21 protein-coding genes and 1 riboswitch are annotated in these 18,422 nt (G+C 71.0%); of the genes, 9 read left to right on the plus strand and 12 right to left on the minus strand.

Going from position 1 to position 18,422, the window contains the following annotated elements; genetic code table 11:
• Nucleotides 1–79 precede the first annotated feature (79 nt).
• Nucleotides 80–1,108, plus strand: coding sequence for an NAD-dependent epimerase/dehydratase family protein (locus ABZ441_RS13310; protein WP_358972438.1), 1,029 nt, complete (start codon nucleotides 80–82; stop codon nucleotides 1,106–1,108).
• A 74-nt stretch (nucleotides 1,109–1,182) separates the two neighbouring features.
• Here the strand turns inward: ABZ441_RS13310 and ABZ441_RS13315 are convergent, their stop codons facing one another.
• The 8 genes from ABZ441_RS13315 to ABZ441_RS13350 form a co-directional block, all read right to left on the minus strand.
• Nucleotides 1,183–2,745: an alpha/beta hydrolase gene (locus ABZ441_RS13315; RefSeq protein WP_358972441.1), complete on the minus strand. Its 1,563-nt coding sequence runs from the start codon at nucleotides 2,743–2,745 to the stop codon at nucleotides 1,183–1,185.
• A gap of 169 nt (nucleotides 2,746–2,914) precedes the next feature.
• Entirely contained in the window at nucleotides 2,915–3,700 is a 786-nt protein-coding gene (locus tag ABZ441_RS13320) for an urease accessory protein UreD (RefSeq protein ID WP_358972116.1), read from the minus strand.
• Nucleotides 3,697–4,374 (minus strand): urease accessory protein UreG, encoded by a 678-nt coding sequence (ureG, locus tag ABZ441_RS13325; protein WP_358972119.1) that lies wholly within the window; start codon nucleotides 4,372–4,374, stop codon nucleotides 3,697–3,699. The genes ABZ441_RS13320 and ureG overlap by 4 nt, the downstream gene beginning before the upstream one ends.
• A 44-nt stretch (nucleotides 4,375–4,418) precedes the next feature.
• The gene (locus ABZ441_RS13330) at nucleotides 4,419–5,084 is read right to left on the minus strand and encodes an urease accessory UreF family protein (protein WP_358972121.1); all 666 of its coding nucleotides are present in this window, start codon (nucleotides 5,082–5,084) and stop codon (nucleotides 4,419–4,421) included.
• Nucleotides 5,085–5,101: 17 nt separating this feature from the next.
• Nucleotides 5,102–6,823 (minus strand): urease subunit alpha, encoded by a 1,722-nt coding sequence (locus ABZ441_RS13335; protein WP_358972124.1) that lies wholly within the window; start codon nucleotides 6,821–6,823, stop codon nucleotides 5,102–5,104.
• A complete protein-coding gene (locus ABZ441_RS13340) occupies nucleotides 6,816–7,127 on the minus strand; it encodes an urease subunit beta (RefSeq protein WP_358972127.1) in 312 nt (103 codons plus the stop codon). Before ABZ441_RS13340 ends, ABZ441_RS13335 begins: the two co-directional genes overlap by 8 nt.
• Nucleotides 7,128–7,140: 13 nt before the next feature.
• Nucleotides 7,141–7,443 carry an urease subunit gamma gene (locus ABZ441_RS13345; RefSeq protein WP_104790628.1) on the minus strand — a complete coding sequence of 101 codons (303 nt, stop codon included), beginning with the start codon at nucleotides 7,441–7,443 and terminating at the stop codon, nucleotides 7,141–7,143.
• Between the two features lie 139 nt (nucleotides 7,444–7,582).
• The gene (locus tag ABZ441_RS13350; protein ID WP_358972130.1) at nucleotides 7,583–8,203 is read right to left on the minus strand and encodes a TetR/AcrR family transcriptional regulator; all 621 of its coding nucleotides are present in this window, start codon (nucleotides 8,201–8,203) and stop codon (nucleotides 7,583–7,585) included.
• A 108-nt stretch (nucleotides 8,204–8,311) separates the two neighbouring features.
• Between ABZ441_RS13350 and ABZ441_RS13355 the strand changes: the two genes are divergently transcribed.
• On the plus strand, nucleotides 8,312–9,307 hold the full coding sequence (locus ABZ441_RS13355; RefSeq protein ID WP_358972133.1) for an ABC transporter permease: 996 nt from the start codon (nucleotides 8,312–8,314) through the stop codon (nucleotides 9,305–9,307).
• 526 nt (nucleotides 9,308–9,833) lie between these two features.
• Here ABZ441_RS13355 and ABZ441_RS13360 read toward each other — a convergent pair.
• Nucleotides 9,834–10,142, minus strand: a complete 309-nt coding sequence (locus tag ABZ441_RS13360; RefSeq protein ID WP_358972136.1) for a type II toxin-antitoxin system Phd/YefM family antitoxin — start codon at nucleotides 10,140–10,142, stop codon at nucleotides 9,834–9,836.
• Between the two features lie 86 nt (nucleotides 10,143–10,228).
• Here ABZ441_RS13360 and ABZ441_RS13365 point away from each other — a divergent pair, with 86 nt between their 5' ends.
• The 3 genes from ABZ441_RS13365 to ABZ441_RS13375 all read left to right on the plus strand — a co-directional run bounded on the left by ABZ441_RS13365 (nucleotide 10,229) and on the right by ABZ441_RS13375 (nucleotide 12,191).
• Nucleotides 10,229–10,864, plus strand: coding sequence for an ATP-dependent Clp protease proteolytic subunit (locus tag ABZ441_RS13365; RefSeq protein WP_358972139.1), 636 nt, complete (start codon nucleotides 10,229–10,231; stop codon nucleotides 10,862–10,864).
• A gap of 7 nt (nucleotides 10,865–10,871) precedes the next feature.
• Nucleotides 10,872–11,180, plus strand: coding sequence for a hypothetical protein (locus ABZ441_RS13370; protein WP_358972142.1), 309 nt, complete (start codon nucleotides 10,872–10,874; stop codon nucleotides 11,178–11,180).
• A gap of 340 nt (nucleotides 11,181–11,520) precedes the next feature.
• Nucleotides 11,521–11,717, plus strand: a riboswitch (cyclic di-AMP (ydaO/yuaA leader).
• Between the two features lie 3 nt (nucleotides 11,718–11,720).
• Nucleotides 11,721–12,191 carry a C40 family peptidase gene (locus tag ABZ441_RS13375; protein ID WP_358972145.1) on the plus strand — a complete coding sequence of 157 codons (471 nt, stop codon included), beginning with the start codon at nucleotides 11,721–11,723 and terminating at the stop codon, nucleotides 12,189–12,191.
• An 18-nt stretch (nucleotides 12,192–12,209) separates the two neighbouring features.
• Here ABZ441_RS13375 and ABZ441_RS13380 read toward each other — a convergent pair whose 3' ends face one another.
• Nucleotides 12,210–12,854 carry a LysE family translocator gene (locus tag ABZ441_RS13380; RefSeq protein WP_358972148.1) on the minus strand — a complete coding sequence of 215 codons (645 nt, stop codon included), beginning with the start codon at nucleotides 12,852–12,854 and terminating at the stop codon, nucleotides 12,210–12,212.
• A 72-nt stretch (nucleotides 12,855–12,926) separates the two neighbouring features.
• On the opposite strand from ABZ441_RS13380, the gene ABZ441_RS13385 reads away from it, so the two are divergent.
• Nucleotides 12,927–13,841 carry a LysR family transcriptional regulator gene (locus ABZ441_RS13385; RefSeq protein ID WP_358972151.1) on the plus strand — a complete coding sequence of 305 codons (915 nt, stop codon included), beginning with the start codon at nucleotides 12,927–12,929 and terminating at the stop codon, nucleotides 13,839–13,841.
• 36 nt (nucleotides 13,842–13,877) lie between these two features.
• On the opposite strand, the gene ABZ441_RS13390 is transcribed toward ABZ441_RS13385, so the two are convergent.
• Nucleotides 13,878–14,309: an ATP-binding protein gene (locus ABZ441_RS13390; protein ID WP_358972154.1), complete on the minus strand. Its 432-nt coding sequence runs from the start codon at nucleotides 14,307–14,309 to the stop codon at nucleotides 13,878–13,880.
• A gap of 105 nt (nucleotides 14,310–14,414) precedes the next feature.
• Here ABZ441_RS13390 and ABZ441_RS13395 point away from each other — a divergent pair, with 105 nt between their 5' ends.
• Nucleotides 14,415–14,675 carry a DUF397 domain-containing protein gene (locus tag ABZ441_RS13395; protein ID WP_358972156.1) on the plus strand — a complete coding sequence of 87 codons (261 nt, stop codon included), beginning with the start codon at nucleotides 14,415–14,417 and terminating at the stop codon, nucleotides 14,673–14,675.
• Here ABZ441_RS13395 and ABZ441_RS13400 read toward each other — a convergent pair.
• Nucleotides 14,668–15,816, minus strand: a complete 1,149-nt coding sequence (locus ABZ441_RS13400; RefSeq protein WP_358972158.1) for an 8-amino-7-oxononanoate synthase — start codon at nucleotides 15,814–15,816, stop codon at nucleotides 14,668–14,670. The genes ABZ441_RS13395 and ABZ441_RS13400 overlap by 8 nt on opposite strands.
• A 144-nt stretch (nucleotides 15,817–15,960) precedes the next feature.
• Here ABZ441_RS13400 and bioB point away from each other — a divergent pair, with 144 nt between their 5' ends.
• Complete coding sequence (bioB, locus tag ABZ441_RS13405) at nucleotides 15,961–17,124, plus strand: biotin synthase BioB (protein WP_358972160.1); 1,164 nt, start codon at nucleotides 15,961–15,963, stop codon at nucleotides 17,122–17,124.
• Nucleotides 17,117–18,421, plus strand: coding sequence for an adenosylmethionine--8-amino-7-oxononanoate transaminase (locus ABZ441_RS13410; protein WP_358972163.1), 1,305 nt, complete (start codon nucleotides 17,117–17,119; stop codon nucleotides 18,419–18,421). Before bioB ends, ABZ441_RS13410 begins: the two co-directional genes overlap by 8 nt.
• The last annotated feature ends 1 nt before the right edge of the window (nucleotide 18,422 follow it).

Consider the following 18,422-nt stretch of genomic DNA (forward strand, 5'->3'; position numbering starts at 1 on the left):
ATTCGCTGCCGGCAGATCTCCCTGTTCCGGTGGCCGGGGCGGCCGTAGCGTTTCCCGCATGAGCAGAGGACGGGCTTTCGTGCTGGGCGCGACGGGACAGATCGGGCGGGCCGCGGTGAGGGCTCTGGCCGCGGACGGCTGGGAGGTGACCGCGGCCTCGCGCGAGGGCGGCCGGGATGCCACCTGGAGCGACGGCGTCCGTCCCCTCGCACTCGACCGCGAGGCGGAGGGCGCTCTGGCGGCCGCGCTGGGAGACGGCTGCGACGTGCTCGTCGACATGGTCGCCTTCGGCCGGGATCACGCCGCGCAGCTGACGGGGGCGGCGGGCCGGGCCGGGTCCGCGGTCGTCGTCTCCAGCGGCGCGGTGTACGAGGACGAGCGGGGCCGCGGTTTCGACACACAGGGCGAGCCGGACGGCTTCCCCCGGTATCCGGTGCCGATCCCGGAGACGCAGCGCACGGTGGCGCCCGGGGACTCGACGTACGGGACACGGAAGGTCGCTCTGGAACAGGAACTGCTCGCGGCAGGGGACGCCTTGCCGGTGACTCTGCTGCGGGCGGGCGCGGTGCACGGGGAACACTGCCGCACACCGCGCGAGCTGTACTTCGTCAAGCGCCTTCTGGACGGGCGCAGGCGACGGGTCCTCGCGTACGACGGGGCGAGCCGCTTCCATCCGGTTCATGTGTCCAACGTCGCCGAACTCATACGGCTCGCCGCTCTGCGACCGGGCTCCCGGGTGCTCAACGCGGGCGACCCACAGGCTCCGACCGTCGCGGAGATCGGCGCGGCGGTCGACGCCGTGTTCGGTCTGGAGACCGAGACGGTGCTGGTCTCCGGCGCACCGCCGGAACGCGGTGTGGGTGAGACTCCGTGGAGCGGCGCGCATCCTGTCGTCTACGACATGTCCGCTGCCGAACAGGAGTTGGGCTACCGGCCGGTGACGGACTATGAGCGGTCGTTGCCGCGGACCGTCGAATGGCTCGTCGCACAGCTCGACGGACGTGACTGGAGGGAGGTCTTCCCGAAGATGGTGCGCGGCTACGGCGAAAAGCTCTTCGACTACGCGGCGGAGGACGCCTGGCTGGATCGGTTCGACCGGAGGGCGTGAGCGCGCCGTCCCGCTCGGGAGGGGGTGAACGGGCGGCCGCCGTACGTCATCGGCCGCCCGCTCACGTCAGGGGGTCACGGCTTCGGCGTGGCGTGCGGGGTGCACGTCACATCGTGCCGGTCGGTCCTCCCCGTGAGCAGGTAGGTGTCCACCCGCTCGTTGACGCAGGGGTTGACCAGGCCGGTGACACCGTGCGAGCCGGCGCCCTTCTCGGTGATGAGACGGGAGCCCTTGAAGCGCTTGTGCAGTTCGACGGCGCCTTCGTACGGGGTGGCGGCGTCGCGCGTGGACTGAACGATGAGCACCGGAGGCAGACCCTTGCCGGTGCGGACGTCCAGCGGAGTCTGCTGCTTGGACGACCAAGTCGCACAGGGCAGGTTCATCCAGGCGTTGGCCCAGGTCATGAACGGGTACTCCTGGTGCAGCCGGGTGTTGTCGCGGTCCCACTTCTTCCAGCTGGTCGGCCACTTGGCGTCCGCGCACTCGACCGCTGTGTACACGGCGTTGCCGTTCTCCGAGCTGATGTTGCCCGCGGTGTCCGACAGGTCGGGTGCCGCGGCGTCGATCAGCGCCTGGGTGTCGCCGCCCAGATAGGCGCTCCAGATCCGGGCGGTGGGCGCCCATGCGGAGTCGTAGTACGGGGCGCTCTGGAAGAAGCCGATGAGCTCCGCGGGACCTACGACGCCGCCGATCGGGTCCTTCTTGGCAGCGGCCCGCAGCGTCAGCCACGCCTGCTCGACCTTCTCGGGCGTGTCACCGATGTGGTAGGCCGCGTCGTTCTCGGCCACCCATGCCTTCCAGTCGTTCCAGCGCGTCTGGAAGGCGATGTCCTGGTTGAGGTTGGCCTCGTACCAGATGTTGTCCTTCGCCGGGTCGACCACGCTGTCGACGACCATGCGGCGCACGTGCGACGGGAAGAGCGTGCCGTAGACCGCGCCCAGATAGGTGCCGTAGGAGACGCCCAGGAAGTTCAGCTTCTTCTCACCGAGCGCGGCACGGATGACGTCCAGGTCGCGGGCGGTGTTGGGCGTGGTCATGTGCGGCAGCATGGTGCCGCTGCGCTCGGCGCAGCCGTCGGCGTACTCGGCTGCGAGCTTGCGCTGGGCCCGCTTGTCGGCCTCGCTGTCCGGCACCGGATCGGCCTTCGGGGCCTTCACGAACTCCTGCGGATCGATGCAGGAGATCGGCGCCGAGTGGCCGACACCGCGGGGGTCGAAGCCGACGAAGTCGTATGCCTTCGCCGTCTTCGCCCAGATCGGGTTCTTCGTGACGATGCGCTTCGGGAACGCCATACCGGAGCCGCCGGGGCCTCCGGGGTTGTAGACGAGCGCGCCTTGGCGCTCGTCCTTGGTGCCCGTGCTGACGTGCCGGTCGACCGCGAGCTTGATCTGCTTGCCGTCCGGCTTGGCGTAGTCGAGCGGAACGCTCACCCAGCCGCACTGGATGGGTGCGGCGATCGCCCAGTCGGCGGGACAGTCCGTCCAGTCGATCCCGGCCTTCGCGGCACGGGCCGCGGCGATCTGGGCGCCGCGGGCCTCCTGGCCGTCGTGGTGCCGACTGTCGGCACCGGCGGCCGGTGCGGCTATCGCCCCCGCTATGAGCGTGCCCGCGATCAGAGTGCCGGCCGAACCGAGCATCGCTGTGCGTCTCAAGTGGAACCTCCCCCTGCGTGATGCGCCGCCGGTGGCGGCGCGTTCGTCTCTGTGTCCAGGAGGATCCTTTCGTCTGTGAGGTTGCTGAGAACAGGGCGTAGGCATGTTTCTTTACCGAACCAATAACCGGTGCTCACTGTCCCGCTCAGCGAACTCAGCCTCCGCTCGGGACCTTTGATCCCTTCTGAAGGTCCTCCAGCGCTTCGTCCAGCACCGCGCGCAGCAGGCGTGCGTCGGCGGCGACCGCGGTGACCAGGACCGCGGGGCCCACGAGCGGAGTGAGCGCGGCGGTGGGGCCGAGGAGCCGCGGCAGGGGAGGCCGGTCGTCGAATGCGGGGTCGACGACGAGCAGCTGCCCGACGGCCCGGTGACCGCCCAGGACGGCCGCGCCGTCCCATCCCCCGGGGGTACCCGGCCCGTACGCCAGGTGCTGGTCGAGCAGTGGCCGTCCGGATCTTCGGACCGTGAGGCGTGTCGAGAGCCGCCCGGTGCGTTCGCCGTGACGGCCCAGCACCTGTTCCTCGCGGAGTACGAGGCGCGCGCTTCCGGCGAGTTCGGCCCGGGTGGTCATGTCGAGCGCGCTGTCGCGGGCGGAGACGAGCTGTTCGGGGAGCCAGCGGAGTTCCGCCCGCTCCCCCACCCTCAGCCGCACGTCGTAGGAGGCCGGGCCGGCGTCCGGGCCCGCTCCGGGAAGCGCCACGGTGGCGGCTGCGGAGTCCACGGTCACCCGGGCGCCGTCCTCGGCGCGGACCTCGATGGCGAGTCGGTCGCCGCCGAGTGGCGCGCTCATGGCCCCGACCACGGTGACGCGCGCGTACGCGGGTTCCGGCGATCTGGTCCGGCGTACGGCGAGCGGTCCGTCGCTCTCCAGCACCGGAAGTGCCGTGCCGCCCCGTCCGTCGGCGACGGCCGTGATCCGGGCGGTGGCCGAGACGCTCACGCGGCCCAGTCCGCGAGCCGCTCCCGCACCCAGTCGGCGATGGGTGCGACACCGTCGGCACCGGTGAGGGAGGTGAACACCACGGGGAGCCGGCCGCGCTGCTCGGCGGCGTCGCGGGCCATCCGGTCCAGGTCGGAGCCGACGTACGGGGCGAGGTCGGTCTTGTTGATGACGAGCAGGTCGGCGGTGGTGACACCCGGGCCGCCCTTGCGCGGGATGTCGTCGCCGCCCGCGACGTCGATCACGAAGACCTGGGCGTCGACGAGCCCCTTGGAGAAGGTGGCGGTCAGGTTGTCGCCGCCCGATTCGACGAGGATCAGATCGAGGGGGCCCACCGAGTCCTCCAGGTCCTCGACCGCTTCGAGGTTGGCGGAGATGTCGTCGCGAATGGCGGTGTGCGGGCACGCGCCGGTCTCGACGGCCTGGATGCGCTCGGGCGGCAGGACCGCGTTGCGGAGCAGGAACGCGGCGTCCTCGCGGGTGTAGATGTCGTTGGTGACGACGGCGATGGAGACGCGGTCGCGCAGGGCGCGGCAGAGGGCGGCGACGGTGGCCGTCTTGCCGGAGCCGACCGGGCCGCCGAGGCCGATGCGCAGCGCGCGACGGGTGCCGTCGGGGCGTGCGGCGTCGGCGCTGACGGCGGCGGGGCCGTGGTGTGCGTGGTCGAGATGCATGGGTGCGGCTCCTGGTGATGACGGGCGGGGTGCGTTTCGGGGGTTCAGGACGCGAACAGGCGGACCGGCCAGGCCGCGTGGGCCTCGGCCGAGATGTCGAGCAGCGGTGCGGAGGCGGCGGGCAGGGCGTCGATGCCGTGCCGTGCGGCTTCGGCGGCCTGTTCGGCCACCTGGTCGAGGGCGGGGGCGAGCCGGGCGAGGACCGCGGTCGCCTCGAAGGGGTCCAGGGACAGCAGGCGGACCACCGCGGTGGCCGGGCCGCTGACCGTTTCGTAGGCGATGCAGTGGGCGGCGTCGGAGGGCCCCAGGCCCGCGGAGCGTGCTGTGAGTCCGAGGACCACGGGCTGGTGGGCGCCGCGTGGCCGGGCCTGGGCGAGGGCGGCGAGTTCGGGGCTCGGCCAGGTGGCTCGCGCCGCCCTCATCAGCTGTCGGCCCAGCTTGCGGGCGACGCTCCGCAGGGCGGGCGAGGGTGTCCGGGCGTCGGCTGCCTCGTCGAGGGCGAGAGGGTCCAGGCCGTGGGCCGCCGCGGCGGCGAGGGCCGCGGAGGTGAGCCCCGTGGTGTGGAGCCGTCCCAGGCAGAAGGCGGCCAGGTCCTCGGCGTTCTGGATGCGTCCCGCCTTGACGGCCGGCTCGGCGCCTCCGGAGTGGGCGTGGCCGCCGGCGGGAAACCGGCCGTCGGCGAGGACGAGCAGGGCTGCGCGTGTCGTCATGAAGTGCCGTCCTGCCCTCAGAAGAGGAAGTAGCGCTGGGCCATCGGCAGTTCGGTGGCGGGGGCGGGTTCGACCGGGTCACCGTCGATGGTGACGGCGAAGCTGTCGGGATCGACGGTGACCCGGGGCAGGGCGTCGTTCTCCCGCATGTCGGCCTTCGTGACGCCTCGGGTACTGGTGATCGCCACGAACTCCTTGCCGAGGCCCAGGCGCTCGGGAAGCCCGGCCTCGACGGCGGCCGAGGAGACGAAGTTGAAGGAGTTGGCCGCGGGGGCCCGGCCCACCGCACCGAACATCGGGCGGGGCAGGACCGGCTGCGGGGTGGGGATCGAGGCGTTGGCGTCGCCCATCTGCGCGTACGCGATCTGGCCGGCCTTGATCACCAGCTGCGGCTTGACGCCGAAGAACGCCGGATCCCAGAGCACGAGGTCGGCGAGCTTGCCGGGCTCCACGGAGCCGATCTCCCGGTCCAGGCCCTGGGCGACCGCGGGGTTGATGGTGTATTTGGCGACATAGCGACGCACCCGGTGATTGTCGGCGGAACCGTCACCCGGCAGGGTGCCGCGTCGCCGCTTCATCACGTGGGCGGTCTGCCAGGTGCGCAGGATCACCTCGCCGATGCGGCCCATCGCCTGGGAGTCCGAGGAGATGATCGAGATGGCTCCGAGGTCGTGGAGGATGTCCTCGGCAGCGATGGTCGAGGGCCGGATGCGGGACTCGGCGAAGGCCAGGTCCTCCGGCACCGTGGGATTGAGGTGGTGACACACCATCAGCATGTCGAGGTGCTCCTCGATCGTGTTGACGGTGTGCGGCCGGGTCGGATTGGTCGAGCTGGGAAGGACGTACGGCTCCGAGACGACGCTGATGATGTCGGGAGCGTGCCCGCCGCCCGCACCTTCGGTGTGGTAGGCGTGGATCGAGCGCCCCGCGACGGCCGCCAGCGTGTCGGCGACGAAGCCGGCCTCGTTGAGTGTGTCCGTGTGGATGGCCAGCTGGGCGCCTGTCTCCTCGCACACCCCGAGGCAGGCGTCGATGACGGCGGGGGTCGCGCCCCAGTCCTCATGGATCTTGAACCCGAGGGCCCCGGACCGCAGTTGGGAGTGCATGGCCTCGCGGGACATCGTGTTGCCCTTGCCGAGCAGACCGATGTTGACCGGGTAGCCCTCCAGCGCCGCGAACATCCGGGCCAGATGCCACGGGCCCGGGGTGATCGTCGTGGCTTTGGTGCCTTCGGCCGGGCCCGTACCACCGCCGACGAGTGTGGTGATCCCGGAGGAGAGGGCCTGGTCGACGAGGGTCGGTGAGATGAAGTGGACGTGCGCGTCGATGGCGCCTGCCGTGACGAACCTGCCGTTGCCCGCGATGATCTCGGTCTCGGGGCCGATGACCAGCTCCGGGTGGACGCCGTCCATCGTGTCCGGGTTCCCGGCCTTGCCGAGCCCGGTGATCCGGCCGTCGCGGATGCCAATGTCGGCCTTGACGATGCCCCAGTGGTCGATGACGACGGCGCCGGTGATGACGGTGTCGGGGGCACCTTCCGCACGAGTGGTCCGCGCCTGGCCCATCGATTCGCGGATCACCTTGCCGCCGCCGAACACGGCCTCGTCACCGGCCCGTCCGGGACCGCCGGAGCGGTCCTCCTCGATCTCCACGACGAGGTCGGTGTCGGCGAGCCGGATGCGGTCGCCGGTGGTGGGCCCGTACAGGTCGGCATACGCGGGGCGGCTGAGCTCAGGCATCGAGGGAACCTCCGGTGTCGCCGCGCAGCCCGGGGACGATGCGCAGGCCTGCGAGCGGGACGAGTTCGACGTCGACGGGGATGCCGGGCTCGAAGCGCACGGCGGTTCCGGCGGCGATGTTCAGCCTGAGCCCGTGGGCGGCGCGGCGGTCGAAGTCCAGGCCGGTGTTGGCCTCGGCGAAGTGGTAGTGCGAGCCGACCTGGACGGGTCGGTCCGCGGCGTTGAGGACGGTGAGACGGGTGACGGGGCGCCCCTCGTTGAGCGGCACCGGGTCCTGCGCGTACAAAATCTCTCCGGGGGTCATCGGCCGCTCCCCGTCAGACGATCGGTTCGTGGACGGTGACCAGCTTGGTGCCGTCCGGGAAGGTGGCCTCGACCTGGACGTCGTGGATCATCTCCGGAATGCCGTCCATGACGTCGTCGCGGGTGAGGACTTTCCTGCCGGAGGCCATCAGTTCGGCCACGGTCCGACCGTCGCGGGCGCCCTCGAGGAGGTGGGAGGTGATCAGCGCGATCGCCTCGGGGTGATTCAGCCGCAGTCCACGCGCCCTGCGCTTCTCTGCGACATCGGCAGCCACATGGATGAGCAGGCGTTCCTGTTCGTGCGGAGTCAGTTGCACGCTTCCACCCTCTTCGTCTTCCGCCCGGTACCTGCCCCGGGCGCAGCGGGACCCTATCCCGCCCTCAACACTCTGTTGAACGCCGACGAGGATTCCGCGACCAGGTATTGCACGTTAGGGCGGAAGTTTTTCCGGCGCGTTAACTGATCTTTTGCGTATCGATGGACATCAGTCCGCGCAGCCCGTTCTCCAGGACGTGGGGCTCGGCTCCGCCGAACAGCGCCTCCTGCGCGAGGAATCCCTGCGCGGTGGCGATCAGGGTGCGGGCGACATCGTCGGCCGGCACATCGGAGTGCATGAGCCCCGCCGTCCGGTAGGCCTCCACCAGCTTCGCCCAGGCCACCCGCATGCCGGCGTAACCGTCCTCGAGCGTCGCCGCCAGCCGGTCGTCACGCATCGTCTCGGCCCACACCTGGACGATGAGCGCGGCGCACGTGCGGCGCTCCATCCCGTACACCTGACCCTCGAAGACTCCGCGGAGCACTCTGCCCAGCAACACGTCGGGGGTGGGCGGCGGGGTGAGCTCGGCCGCCTCCGCGAACGCCCGGCGGATGCTGAGGAAGGCGTCGTCGGCGATGGCCGCGATCAGATCCTCCTTGCCCGCGAAGTAGCGGTAGACGGCGCCCGCGGACAGCCCCACCTCCTTCAGCACGTCCTGCATCGATGTGCCGTGGAAACCGTTGCGGGCGAAGCAGCGCGCGGCACCGGCGAGGATCTGCCGACGGCGGGCATCGAGGTGTTCCTGGGATACGCGTGCCATGACCGCAATCTAAAACGAACGTTCCTTCTTGACAAGTCACTACACCGGCGGGACAGTGACCGAGCACGTAAAACGAACGATCCTTCTCTTTGAATCGAGGCAGTCGTCATGCCTGCTGCGCCGAACCGCCGCGCGGTCGCGGTCATCCTCCTCGTCCCTCTGATCGTGACGATCAGCCTCTGGGCCTTCTCGTGGCCCGCTGCCCGGATCGCCCCGCGCGACCTGCCCGTGGGCATCGCGGGTACCGCACCCGCGGCCGATCAGCTGCAGAAGCGGTTCGAACAGCGCGAAGGCGCCTTCGAGATCCACCGCTACGACGACTCGGCCGCTGCGCGCGAGGCGATCGAGGACCGGGTCGTATACGGCGCCTTCGTGGTCACCGAGAGGGGGCCGCAGCTGCTCACCGCGTCGGCGGCGAGTCCTGTCGTCGCCCAGCTGCTGACCGAGGCGGCCAAGGGCGCGGCGCCCGCAGGGACCGTGCTGCCCGTCACCGACGTCGTCGCGGCACCGGCGTCGGATCCGCGTGGCGCCGCCCTCGGCGCGAGCATCCTGCCGCTGGCTCTCGCCGGTGTCGCTGCCGGAGCGATGGTGACTGTGATGAAGCTGCGGGGCACCAGGGCGGCCTTGACTCTCGTCGGCGCATCCGGGCTCGTGGGCGTCGCCGCCACAGCGGTCGCGCACAGCTGGCTGGGTGTGGTCACGGGTGACTGGTTGACCGACGCAGGCGTCATCGGCCTCACCGTGCTGGCCATAGCCTCCGCCGTAGGAGGACTCGCGGCGCTGCTCGGCACCAGGGGCATCGGCGTAGGCGCGCTGCTGATGGTCCTGCTCGGCAATTCCTTCTCGGGTGTCACGAGCGCACCCGAAATGCTCCCCGAACCGGTCGGCGCGATCGGCCAGTGGCTCCCGCCGGGCGCGGGCGGCTCGTTGCTGAGGTCGGTCGCCTTCTTCGACGGTGCCGCTGCGGGCACGGCCGCGCTGACCTTGACGGCGTGGGCGGCACTGGGCCTGGCCGCCGTGGTGATCGGCGGCCGCCGGAAGCCGGTCGCGGCTGACACCGCCGAGGCCCCTGGTCACCGTCGCGAACCAGCGCTCACGGGCTGAGCCGGCGGCCCAGCCCGGTGCGGGCGGGCCGGTTGCGGGGAAACCTCGCGGTCGGCACGTCCTGTCAGGGCCGCACCTCCTCCATCGACGTCCGCCGCGCACCCCCGCAGCGCAAGGGCCGCACGACGGCACGGGTGTCGGCACGCGTCGGCCTGGTCGCGGGTGAGCCGAGCAAACACTCACGGTCCGCCCGCCGGCCCGCGGCTGAACTCGCCCCCGCGGACCGGCGGGACGCGGACCTGTGGCCGGCGGCTACGCCGCTTCCCTCACCCGGACCGGCGGAGGCTGCACCGCACCCGAAGACAGCACGGATACGGGGTTGCGGCACCTTCCCTGCCGGAACTACCCACCGCCGGGCCGCGACTGCCTGATCGAGCCGACCGGATCGGCTCGCGGACGCAGAATGTCGGCTCCGCGCCGACGAGCGGGCGGGCGAAGTCAGGTCCCCACAGCCGAAACGCGTCGCTGATCAGGTTGCGCGACACGACCGCGGGACCGTCACGACGATCCCGCCTCAGGAACGGTGTCAGTGGTCCCGCTCCTCGTGACCGCGGTGCTCCGCGGCGATGCCGAAGCGGTGCCGTTCGCCCGGAGCGGACGACACCGAGCGGAACGAGGAAACCGATCTGATCACCTGCTCCTCGGCAGCCGCCTCTTTCGCCTCGGTCCCCTCGGCCGCTTCGGCCTCGAGTCGTTGCAGGTCAGCGGCGGAAACCAAAGCGACCAGTGGCTTTCCGTGCCGCGTCACCACCACACGTTCACCCCCGTAGACGACACGGTTGATCAGTTCGGCGAGCTCCGCCCGGGCTTGCGTCACCGGAATCTCGTAGGCCATGACCTCATTCTAACCTCCTGTACGTCCTGTACATTTTTGACGTACTCCGATTGCGCGCAGCCCGAGGTCCGAGGAGAGGCATCAACATGTTCCGTCCCGCCGCCCGCTACGTTCTGCCCGAGTTCACCGAGCGCACCGCCTACGGGTCGCGAAGCATGGATCCCTACTCGAAGTTGATGTCCGAGCGGATCGTCCTCCTCGGCACACCCGTCGACGACACCGCGGCCACCGACGTGATCGCGCAGTTCATGCACCTGGAGCACGCGGCCCCCGACCGGCCCATCTGCCTCTACATCAACTCGCCCGGTGGCTCCTTCAACGCCATGACGGCGATCTACGACACCATGTGCTACCTCGCCTGCGAGGTGGAGACCTTCTGTCTCGGTCAGGCGGGTTCCGGCGCGGCGGTACTGCTCGCGGCCGGCGCACCCGGGCGCCGACATGCCCTGCCGGGCGCGCGGGTAGTCATCCAGCAACCCGCTCTCGACGAGCCGGTGCAGGGCCGGCCTTCCGATCTCGAGATCCAGGCCCGTGAGTTGATGCGCGAGCGCGAGCTGCTCACGGCCATGCTGGCCCGCCACACGGGTCGTTCCGCGGGCCGGATCAGTGCCGACATCGAACGGGACACCATCCTCGACGCCCCGGCCGCGCTGGCGTTCGGGCTGGTGGACCACGTAGTGGAGAACCGCACGCAGTCCCAGCCGCCGCATCCCGCGAGGTGAACGCCCGATGCTCCCACCCCAGTTCCCGCCGCTTCCCGCGCTGACGCGCGCCGAGGCCGAGTTCATCGACTGCTACCTGGAAGTGATCGACCAGCTCGGCCGCATCAACCCGGCACGCGGCAGTGACACGTACGGAGCGCTCCGGGCCGCTCAGGCTCTCGCCTCCCGGGCCACCGCCCTTCGCGACTCACTCGCGTTGATGCACGAACGGGGTGAATCGCAGATCCACGCGGGCACTCTGGCCAGGGCGCTGCGGCTGCTGGACGGGGAGCGCCGAGCAGGGCGGGTCTCCGTACCTCCCCCGCCGTCGAGTTGAGCTCCTGCACGCCCGACCCGCCTGCGGTGTCGGCTTTGCGGCGCCGTCCTACGACACGCCCGACCGGCCGACGAGTTTCACTCGCTCGATCGGCGTAGGTGATCCCCCGCACGAGGGACCAGCCAACTTGCGCACCAAGCACGGACGCTGAGCGGAATGGTTCGTTCCGCCGCTGGTCCACGGCTGGTCCGGTGTGGCCGTGGCGGCTCCGGGCCGACCGCGTCCACCCGATCGGATCAGCCGTGACGACTCTCACATATCGCCACTTCAGCCAGGAAATCCGGCAGTGCGTGCGTAAAGATCCCTGGGACGACAAGCCCCCGCCACCGCGGCGGGGCGGTCCGGGCGGACGCCGAGTCCTGCCGCCGTCCGGATGCCTGGTCGACAGGAGTGGATCGGCAGGAGTGGAGGACCCGAGCACAACGGGCCGGCCGGAGTTCCGGACGGCCCTCGGGGTGAAGCCGCATCACGCGGCCGGGCAACTTCGCCAGCCCGAACCCGACAGGTCATCCTTCACAGGCGGCTGACGAAGGGTTGCGCATGACTGCGCAGGTTCATGTCCCGTCTCTGTTCGCCCGGGTCGGTACGGCCTCGGTCCTGACATTCGCCGTGGGCACCACCATGCTGGCCCCAGGTCTCGTGAACGACGCCGAGGCCGCCGCCCATTCGACGAAGGCACTCAAGATCGCCGCCTCGAAGAAGGGTGCGCCTTACAGATGGGGCGCCACGGGCCCCAACCGGTTCGACTGCTCCGGGCTCACGCTCTACTCGTTCAAGAAGGCCGGCAAGAAACTTCCTCGAACGGCGCAGCAGCAGTACAACAAGACCCGCCATATCTCCAGGTCGCAGCGGAAACGCGGCGACCTGGTCTTTTTCCATGCGGGCCGCGGTGTGTACCACGTCGGGATCTACGCAGGCAGCGGGAAGATCTGGCACTCGCCGAAGGCCGGCGCCGTGGTCCGGCTGGAGAAGATCTGGTCCGGCAACGTCTGGTACGGGAGGGTGCGCTGACACGCCTTTCGCCCTGGTTCAGTGCAGCAGGGGCCCCGTCACCAGTACGAGCCCCAACGCGGTGAGTGCCGTGCCGCTGCCGCCCTCGATCACCCGGGCGGTACGCGGCCGGCGCAGCCACCGGCCCAGCCGGTCCACCAGCAGGGCCACCGCCGGGAACCAGACGAGCGCGAGCAGGACGATCACCGAGGCGAGCAGCAACGTCCTGGGCAGCGGTGGCCGGCCGTCGGGGACGAACTGCGGCAGCAGGCTGAGGAAGAGCACGGGCGCTTTCGGGTTGAGCGCGTTCGTCAGGAAGCCCTGGCGCAACGAGCGCCCCGGCCCCGACGGCGTCGCCATTAGCTCGGCCCCCTCCCCGGCATCCGCTCCGGTGGCAGCCCGCCGCCTCATCGCACGCAGACCGCTGAGGCCGAGGTAGAGGACGTACGCGCCGCCGAGCAACTGGACGGTGCGGAAGAGGACGGGCATCGTCACGAGCACGGCGGCGAGTCCGGCGGCGGCCAGCGCGGTGTGCACCAGCAGGCCGCCGGCCACTCCCACCGCGGTGGCCAGCCCGGACGTCCGGGATGCGAGCGCGTTGCGTACGACCACCGTGAAGTCGGCGCCCGGCAGAGCGACCATTCCCGCCGCCACGGCGACGAAAGCGAGCAGTTGTGCGTCCATGGATCCACCATGGACGCTCCATGCCTTTAGCATGTACTTGCAATGTCCTGGGTCTGCCAAAAGGAACGCTTAATGTACGACCCTACGCGGCTGGCTGCCCTGGTGGCGGTGTCCGAGGCCGGCTCGATCACCCGGGCGGCAGCGCGGCTGGGTTACACCGCGCCCGCGCTCTCGCAACAGCTCGCGAAGCTCGAGCGGGAGGCGGGAGCCGCCCTCCTCGTCCGTCACCACCGCGGAGCGCGGCTGACGGCCGCAGGTGAGCTGCTGGCGGGGCGCGCCAGACGCGTGCTGGACGAGATGGACCAGGCACGGCACGAGCTGGCCCGGCTCACAGGGTTGTCGGGCGGCCGTCTGCGGGTCGGCACATTCGTGACGGCCGGGGTCCATCTGCTGCCGCCGGTGCTCACCGCGTTCCGTCGCGCGCACCCCGACGTGGAGCTGGCCGTCACGGACTACGAGCCGCCCGCCGGGGTCGCCGCGGTGGCGGCGGGCGACGTCGACCTGGCGCTCACCCACGCGTACGAACCCGCCGCCGCCGATCCCCTGCCTGCGGGACTCTCGGACGAACCGCTGCTGGTCGAGGAGCTGGTACTGGTCACCGCGCGCGGCCAGATGCTGTCCGACGGCAGCGGCCCCCTCCCCGTGGCCGAACTCGCGGGCCGTCCGCTGATCAGCAGTGCGCCCGAGCATCCGCCGCGGCGCGGGGTGGAGCGTGCGCTGGCCGAGGCCGGGGCCACCCCTGCCGTGGTGTGCGAGTCACCCGGCTACGCCCTGGTGTGCGCTCTGGTCAGTGCCGGCCTAGGGGTGGCAGTGGTACCGGAGATGGTCGCCGCGATGTCCCCCGCGCCCCTCGCCGTCCGGCGCCTGGAACCCGCCGCGTTCCGCAGGACGATCTCCGTGGTGCACCGGGGGGACGGGAACACCGCGGCGGCGACGACACTGATGGCGCTGTTGCGGAGTGGCTTCGGCCGGGTCTCCGGCGCTTAGGAGCTGCGCGCCCGGCCCCGCTCGCGCGGCTCGGCGTCAGGCCGGCGCGGGAACCTGCCAGGGCAGGGCGATCGACACGGTCTTGCCCCCGTCCGGGGTGGGGCTGACGCTCAGGCGGCCGCCGCGCTCCCTCGCCAGGGCCCGGATGATCACCAGCCCGCGGCCGTTGTCCTGCCGGACTGCGGCGGGAAGCCGTTGGGGCCGGCGGGGGTGACTGTCCGTCACCCCGAGGTAGAACTCCGCATCCCGGTCGAGCCGGAGGTCCACGGTGAAGGTGGGCGACTGCCCGAAGGTGTGCTGGACGGCGTTCGTGGCGAGTTCGGAGACGATCAGCCGGATGGCGTCGGCGGTGTCGCCGTCCTCGGCCAGGCCCCATTCCGTGAGCACCCGGGCCACGTATCTGCGGGCCGCGGAGACCGAGGCCGGATCGCTCGCCAGAGTGACGGTTGCTTCCTGCTGGTCTGCCATGGCGACGCGTCCCTTTCCCACCTGACCGGCCCGCGGCCGGCCTGGATCGTGCTTCGCGCCAGACTGCCACCGATGCCGCCCTCCGTGACGGCGATCCGCCAAGATATGCATATATCTGTCGCCCATTGCGGTGAACCGCGCCACCTGAGCCGTGTCCGGGCGCCCCACAGGCCCCTTTCCGGGCCGGACCCCCGCGCGGGTCCGAGCCGCAGCACGGGGATGAACAACTGCGTGGAAACCGCGCCACTCGGCCGTGACCGGCTCGCCGTACGCGACTCCAAGGACGCGGACCTTCCGCCTCTGCGCTTCTCGGCCACGGCCTGGACGTCCTTCGTCGCCGGACTGGGCGGCGGCCCCGTCAGCTGACGGGCCGGGGCGCCGTCGCGAGGACAGTGTCCACGGCCTTCTCGATCTGACTTTGCGTCAGGTCGGCCCGGGCGGTCAGCCTCAGCCTGGAGATCCCGTCAGGAACCGACGGCGGCCGGAAACACCCCACCACGAGACCCGCCGAGCGGCAGTCGGCCGCCCAGCGGACCGCCGACTCCGCCGAGGGGGCGCGGACCGACACGACGGCGGCGTCGGGGTACACGGCGGTGAGTCCGGCCGCCGACAGCCTGCGGTGCAGTTCGACAGCGACGGCCACGGCCCTCGACGCGCGTTCGGGTTCGCGGCGCAGCAGGCGAAGCGCCCCCAGAGCCGCCCCGACAGCCGCGGGCGCGAGGCCGGTGTCGAAGATGAACGTACGGGCCGTGTTGACCAGATGCCGGATGACCGGGGCGGGCCCGAGCACCGCTCCTCCCTGGCTCCCGAGCGACTTCGAAAGGGTGAGCGTGGCCACGACCCCTTCACCGCCGGCGAGTCCTGCGGCCGCGAGTGCGCCGCGCCCGCCTTCACCGAGGACGCCCAGTCCGTGCGCGTCGTCCACGACGAGGGCGGCGCCCGCGTCGCGGCAGACGTCGGCGAGCCCGGCCAGCGGGGCCGCGTCGCCGTCCACCGAGAAGACGGAGTCGGTCACGGCCAGTGCCCGTCCACGGTGCGCCTGGAGGGCCTTGCGAAAGGCGTCGGGATCAGCGTGCGGCACGACGGTGACATCGGCCCGGGAGAGCCGGCAGCCGTCGACGATCGAGGCGTGGTTGCCCGCGTCGGAGACGATCAGCGAGTCGCGCCCGGTGAGCGCCGTGAGTGCGGCGAGGTTGGCCGCGTAGCCGGAGGAGAACACCAGGGCGGCCTCGAATCCGCAGAAGGCGGCGAGTTCGCGCTCGAGCTCGGCGTGCAGCGCGGTGGATCCCGTGACGAGCCGCGATCCGGTGGCGCCCGCGCCCCACGTCCGTACCGCCTCGGCCGCGGCGGCGGTGACCTCGGGGTTACGGCTCAGACCCAGGTAGTCGTTGCTCGCGAGGTCCAGCAGTTCCGTCTCGGCGGCCCGGGGGCGCAGCGTCCGGACGAGTCCGGCGTCGGCACGGCGCCGGGCCTCGTCGTCGGTCCAGTCGAACGGGGCGTAGGACATGGGCGGGTCCCTTTTTGTAGGCAGCTCACAGACCCTAACCGGGTGCGCAACAGGCCAGGGTGTGGCAATGCACACAGCATCGGACGCCTCTATTGTCCGGTTCCTCCTTGGCCGATGGCGGTGCTGTGCGTCAGGATCAACGCCATGGACCTGCTGAACACGCTGGTGGAAAAGGGGCTGCGGCGCGAACTGCCGACCCGTGACGAAGCGCTCGCCGTGCTGGCGACCTCCGACGACGAACTGCTCGACGTGGTGGCCGCGGCCGGAAAGGTGCGCCGCCAGTGGTTCGGCCGGCGCGTCAAGCTGAACTATCTGGTGAATCTGAAGTCAGGGCTCTGCCCCGAGGACTGCTCGTACTGCTCGCAGCGGCTCGGCTCCAAGGCCGAGATCCTCAAGTACACGTGGCTGAAACCGGACGAGGCGAAGAAGGCCGCATCCGCGGGGGTGGCGGGCGGCGCCAAGCGGGTGTGTCTCGTGGCCAGCGGCCGGGGGCCCACCGACCGTGATGTCGACCGGGTGTCGCAGACGATCGAGGCGATCAAGGAGCAGCACGAGGACGTCGAGGTGTGTGCCTGTCTCGGTCTGCTCTCCGAGGGCCAGGCCGACCGTCTGCGGTCTGCGGGCGCGGACGCGTACAACCACAACCTGAACACCTCCGAAGGTACGTACGGGGACATCACGACCACCCACACGTACGCCGACAGGGTGGACACCGTGCAGCAGGCCCAGGCTGCCGGACTTTCGGCGTGCTCCGGTCTGATCGCCGGGATGGGCGAGACCGACGCCGATCTGGTGGACGTCGTCTTCTCGCTGCGTGAGCTCGATCCCGACTCCGTGCCGGTGAACTTCCTGATCCCCATGGAGGGGACCCCGCTGGCGAAGGACTGGCACCTCACTCCGCAGCGCTGCCTGCGCATCCTGGCGATGGTCAGGTTCGTGTGCCCGGACGTCGAGGTGCGGCTCGCGGGCGGCCGCGAGGTCCATCTGCGTTCGATGCAGCCGCTCGCCCTGAATCTGGTCAACTCCATCTTCCTGGGCGACTACCTGACGAGCGAGGGCCAGTCCGGACAGACCGACCTCGACATGATCGCGGACGCCGGCTTCGAGGTGGAGGGAGCGGCGACGACGACACTCCCCGAGCACCGGGCGCCTGCCGGAGACGGCTGCGGTTCGCACGAGGGCGGTTGCGCTCCGTGCGGCGGCTCGGCCGGGACCGATCCGGAGCCCTCCGAGGCCCTTGCGGCCCGCACGGACCTGGTGTCGGTCCGCCGTCGAGGCGCCGGGACGGACCTCGCTCCCAATGCCTGATCAGCTCAGCCCCGCGGAACTCCGCGCCCTGGACCGGGCCCACGTCTGGCACCCCTACGGCCCGATGCCGGGCAGGCAGGAGCCGCTGGTCGTGGAGTCCGCGTCCGGGGTGCGTATCCGGCTCGCCGAACCCGTCCACGGCCGAAGCGAGTTGGTGGACGGCATGTCGTCCTGGTGGTCGGCGGTGCACGGTTACAACCATCCGGTACTCAACGAGGCCGCCCGCGGCCAGCTGGACCGGATGAGCCATGTGATGTTCGGCGGGCTCACGCACGAGCCCGCCGTCCGGCTGGCGGCCCGGCTCGTGGAGATCACCCCGCAGCCTCTGCAGCACGTCTTCCTCGCCGACTCGGGGTCCGTCTCCGTCGAGGTCGCCGTGAAGATGTGCCTGCAGTACTGGCGTTCGGCCGGGCGGCCCGCCAAGCGCCGGCTGCTCACGTGGCGCGGTGGTTACCACGGGGACACCTGGCAGCCCATGTCGGTGTGCGACCCCGACGGCGGGATGCACGAGCTGTGGTCGGGTTCCCTCCCCCGCCAGATTTTCGCCGACGCCCCACCGGACGGCTTCGATGCCGATCCGGACGACGCCTATGTGCGGCACCTGCGTGAACTGGTGGCCGCTCACGCCGACGAACTGGCAGCGGTGATCGTGGAACCCGTGGTGCAGGGTGCGGGCGGGATGCGCTTCCACTCCCCCGCGTACCTGCGGGTGCTCCGCGAGGCGTGTGACGCGAACGACGTGCTGCTGGTGTTCGACGAGATCGCGACCGGGTTCGGCCGTACGGGACAGCTGTTCGCAGCCGGGCACGCCGGAGTGTCCCCGGATGTCATGTGTGTCGGCAAGGCGCTGACCGGCGGCTATCTGACGCTGGCGGCGACGTTGTGCACCTCCCGGGTGGCAGAGGGCATCTCGAGCGGCGACGTCCCCGTGCTGGCGCACGGGCCGACGTTCATGGGCAACCCGCTGGCGTCGGCTGTGGCCTGCGCATCCGTGGATCTGCTGCTGGGCCAGGACTGGGAACTCGAGGTGAAACGGATCGGCACGGGCCTGCGCCAGGGGCTGGCCGAGGCCGCCGAAGTCTCCGGCGTACGCGACGTCCGGGTGCTGGGCGCGATCGGGGTGGTACAGCTCGACCACGAGGTGGACATGGAGGCCGCGACACGGGCCGCGGTCCGCGAGGGCGTCTGGCTGCGCCCGTTCCGTGATCTGGTCTACACCATGCCGCCCTATGTGACCGGCGACGACGATGTGGCACGGATCTGCCGGGCTGTGTGCGCCGCGGCGAGGGAGGGCTGAG

The organism is Streptomyces sp. NPDC005752, assembly GCF_040630715.1.
Classification (GTDB): domain Bacteria; phylum Actinomycetota; class Actinomycetes; order Streptomycetales; family Streptomycetaceae; genus Streptomyces.

Bases quoted from the DNA above. Each gene is read 5' to 3' on its own strand.
- ABZ441_RS13315 (WP_358972441.1), bottom strand. From the start codon at position 2,745: ATGCTCGGTTCGGCCGGCACTCTGATCGCGGGCACGCTCATAGCGGGG.
- ureG (WP_358972119.1), bottom strand. From the start codon at position 4,374: ATGCATCTCGACCACGCACACCACGGCCCCGCCGCCGTCAGCGCCGAC.
- ABZ441_RS13330 (WP_358972121.1), bottom strand. From the start codon at position 5,084: ATGACGACACGCGCAGCCCTGCTCGTCCTCGCCGACGGCCGGTTTCCC.
- ABZ441_RS13335 (WP_358972124.1), bottom strand. From the start codon at position 6,823: ATGCCTGAGCTCAGCCGCCCCGCGTATGCCGACCTGTACGGGCCCACC.
- ABZ441_RS13340 (WP_358972127.1), bottom strand. From the start codon at position 7,127: ATGACCCCCGGAGAGATTTTGTACGCGCAGGACCCGGTGCCGCTCAAC.
- ABZ441_RS13350 (WP_358972130.1), bottom strand. From the start codon at position 8,203: ATGGCACGCGTATCCCAGGAACACCTCGATGCCCGCCGTCGGCAGATC.
- ABZ441_RS13355 (WP_358972133.1), top strand. From the start codon at position 8,312: ATGCCTGCTGCGCCGAACCGCCGCGCGGTCGCGGTCATCCTCCTCGTC.
- ABZ441_RS13360 (WP_358972136.1), bottom strand. From the start codon at position 10,142: ATGGCCTACGAGATTCCGGTGACGCAAGCCCGGGCGGAGCTCGCCGAA.
- ABZ441_RS13365 (WP_358972139.1), top strand. From the start codon at position 10,229: ATGTTCCGTCCCGCCGCCCGCTACGTTCTGCCCGAGTTCACCGAGCGC.
- ABZ441_RS13370 (WP_358972142.1), top strand. From the start codon at position 10,872: ATGCTCCCACCCCAGTTCCCGCCGCTTCCCGCGCTGACGCGCGCCGAG.
- ABZ441_RS13375 (WP_358972145.1), top strand. From the start codon at position 11,721: ATGACTGCGCAGGTTCATGTCCCGTCTCTGTTCGCCCGGGTCGGTACG.
- ABZ441_RS13380 (WP_358972148.1), bottom strand. From the start codon at position 12,854: ATGGACGCACAACTGCTCGCTTTCGTCGCCGTGGCGGCGGGAATGGTC.
- ABZ441_RS13385 (WP_358972151.1), top strand. From the start codon at position 12,927: ATGTACGACCCTACGCGGCTGGCTGCCCTGGTGGCGGTGTCCGAGGCC.
- ABZ441_RS13390 (WP_358972154.1), bottom strand. From the start codon at position 14,309: ATGGCAGACCAGCAGGAAGCAACCGTCACTCTGGCGAGCGATCCGGCC.
- ABZ441_RS13395 (WP_358972156.1), top strand. From the start codon at position 14,415: ATGCATATATCTGTCGCCCATTGCGGTGAACCGCGCCACCTGAGCCGT.
- ABZ441_RS13400 (WP_358972158.1), bottom strand. From the start codon at position 15,816: ATGTCCTACGCCCCGTTCGACTGGACCGACGACGAGGCCCGGCGCCGT.
- bioB (WP_358972160.1), top strand. From the start codon at position 15,961: ATGGACCTGCTGAACACGCTGGTGGAAAAGGGGCTGCGGCGCGAACTG.
- ABZ441_RS13410 (WP_358972163.1), top strand. From the start codon at position 17,117: ATGCCTGATCAGCTCAGCCCCGCGGAACTCCGCGCCCTGGACCGGGCC.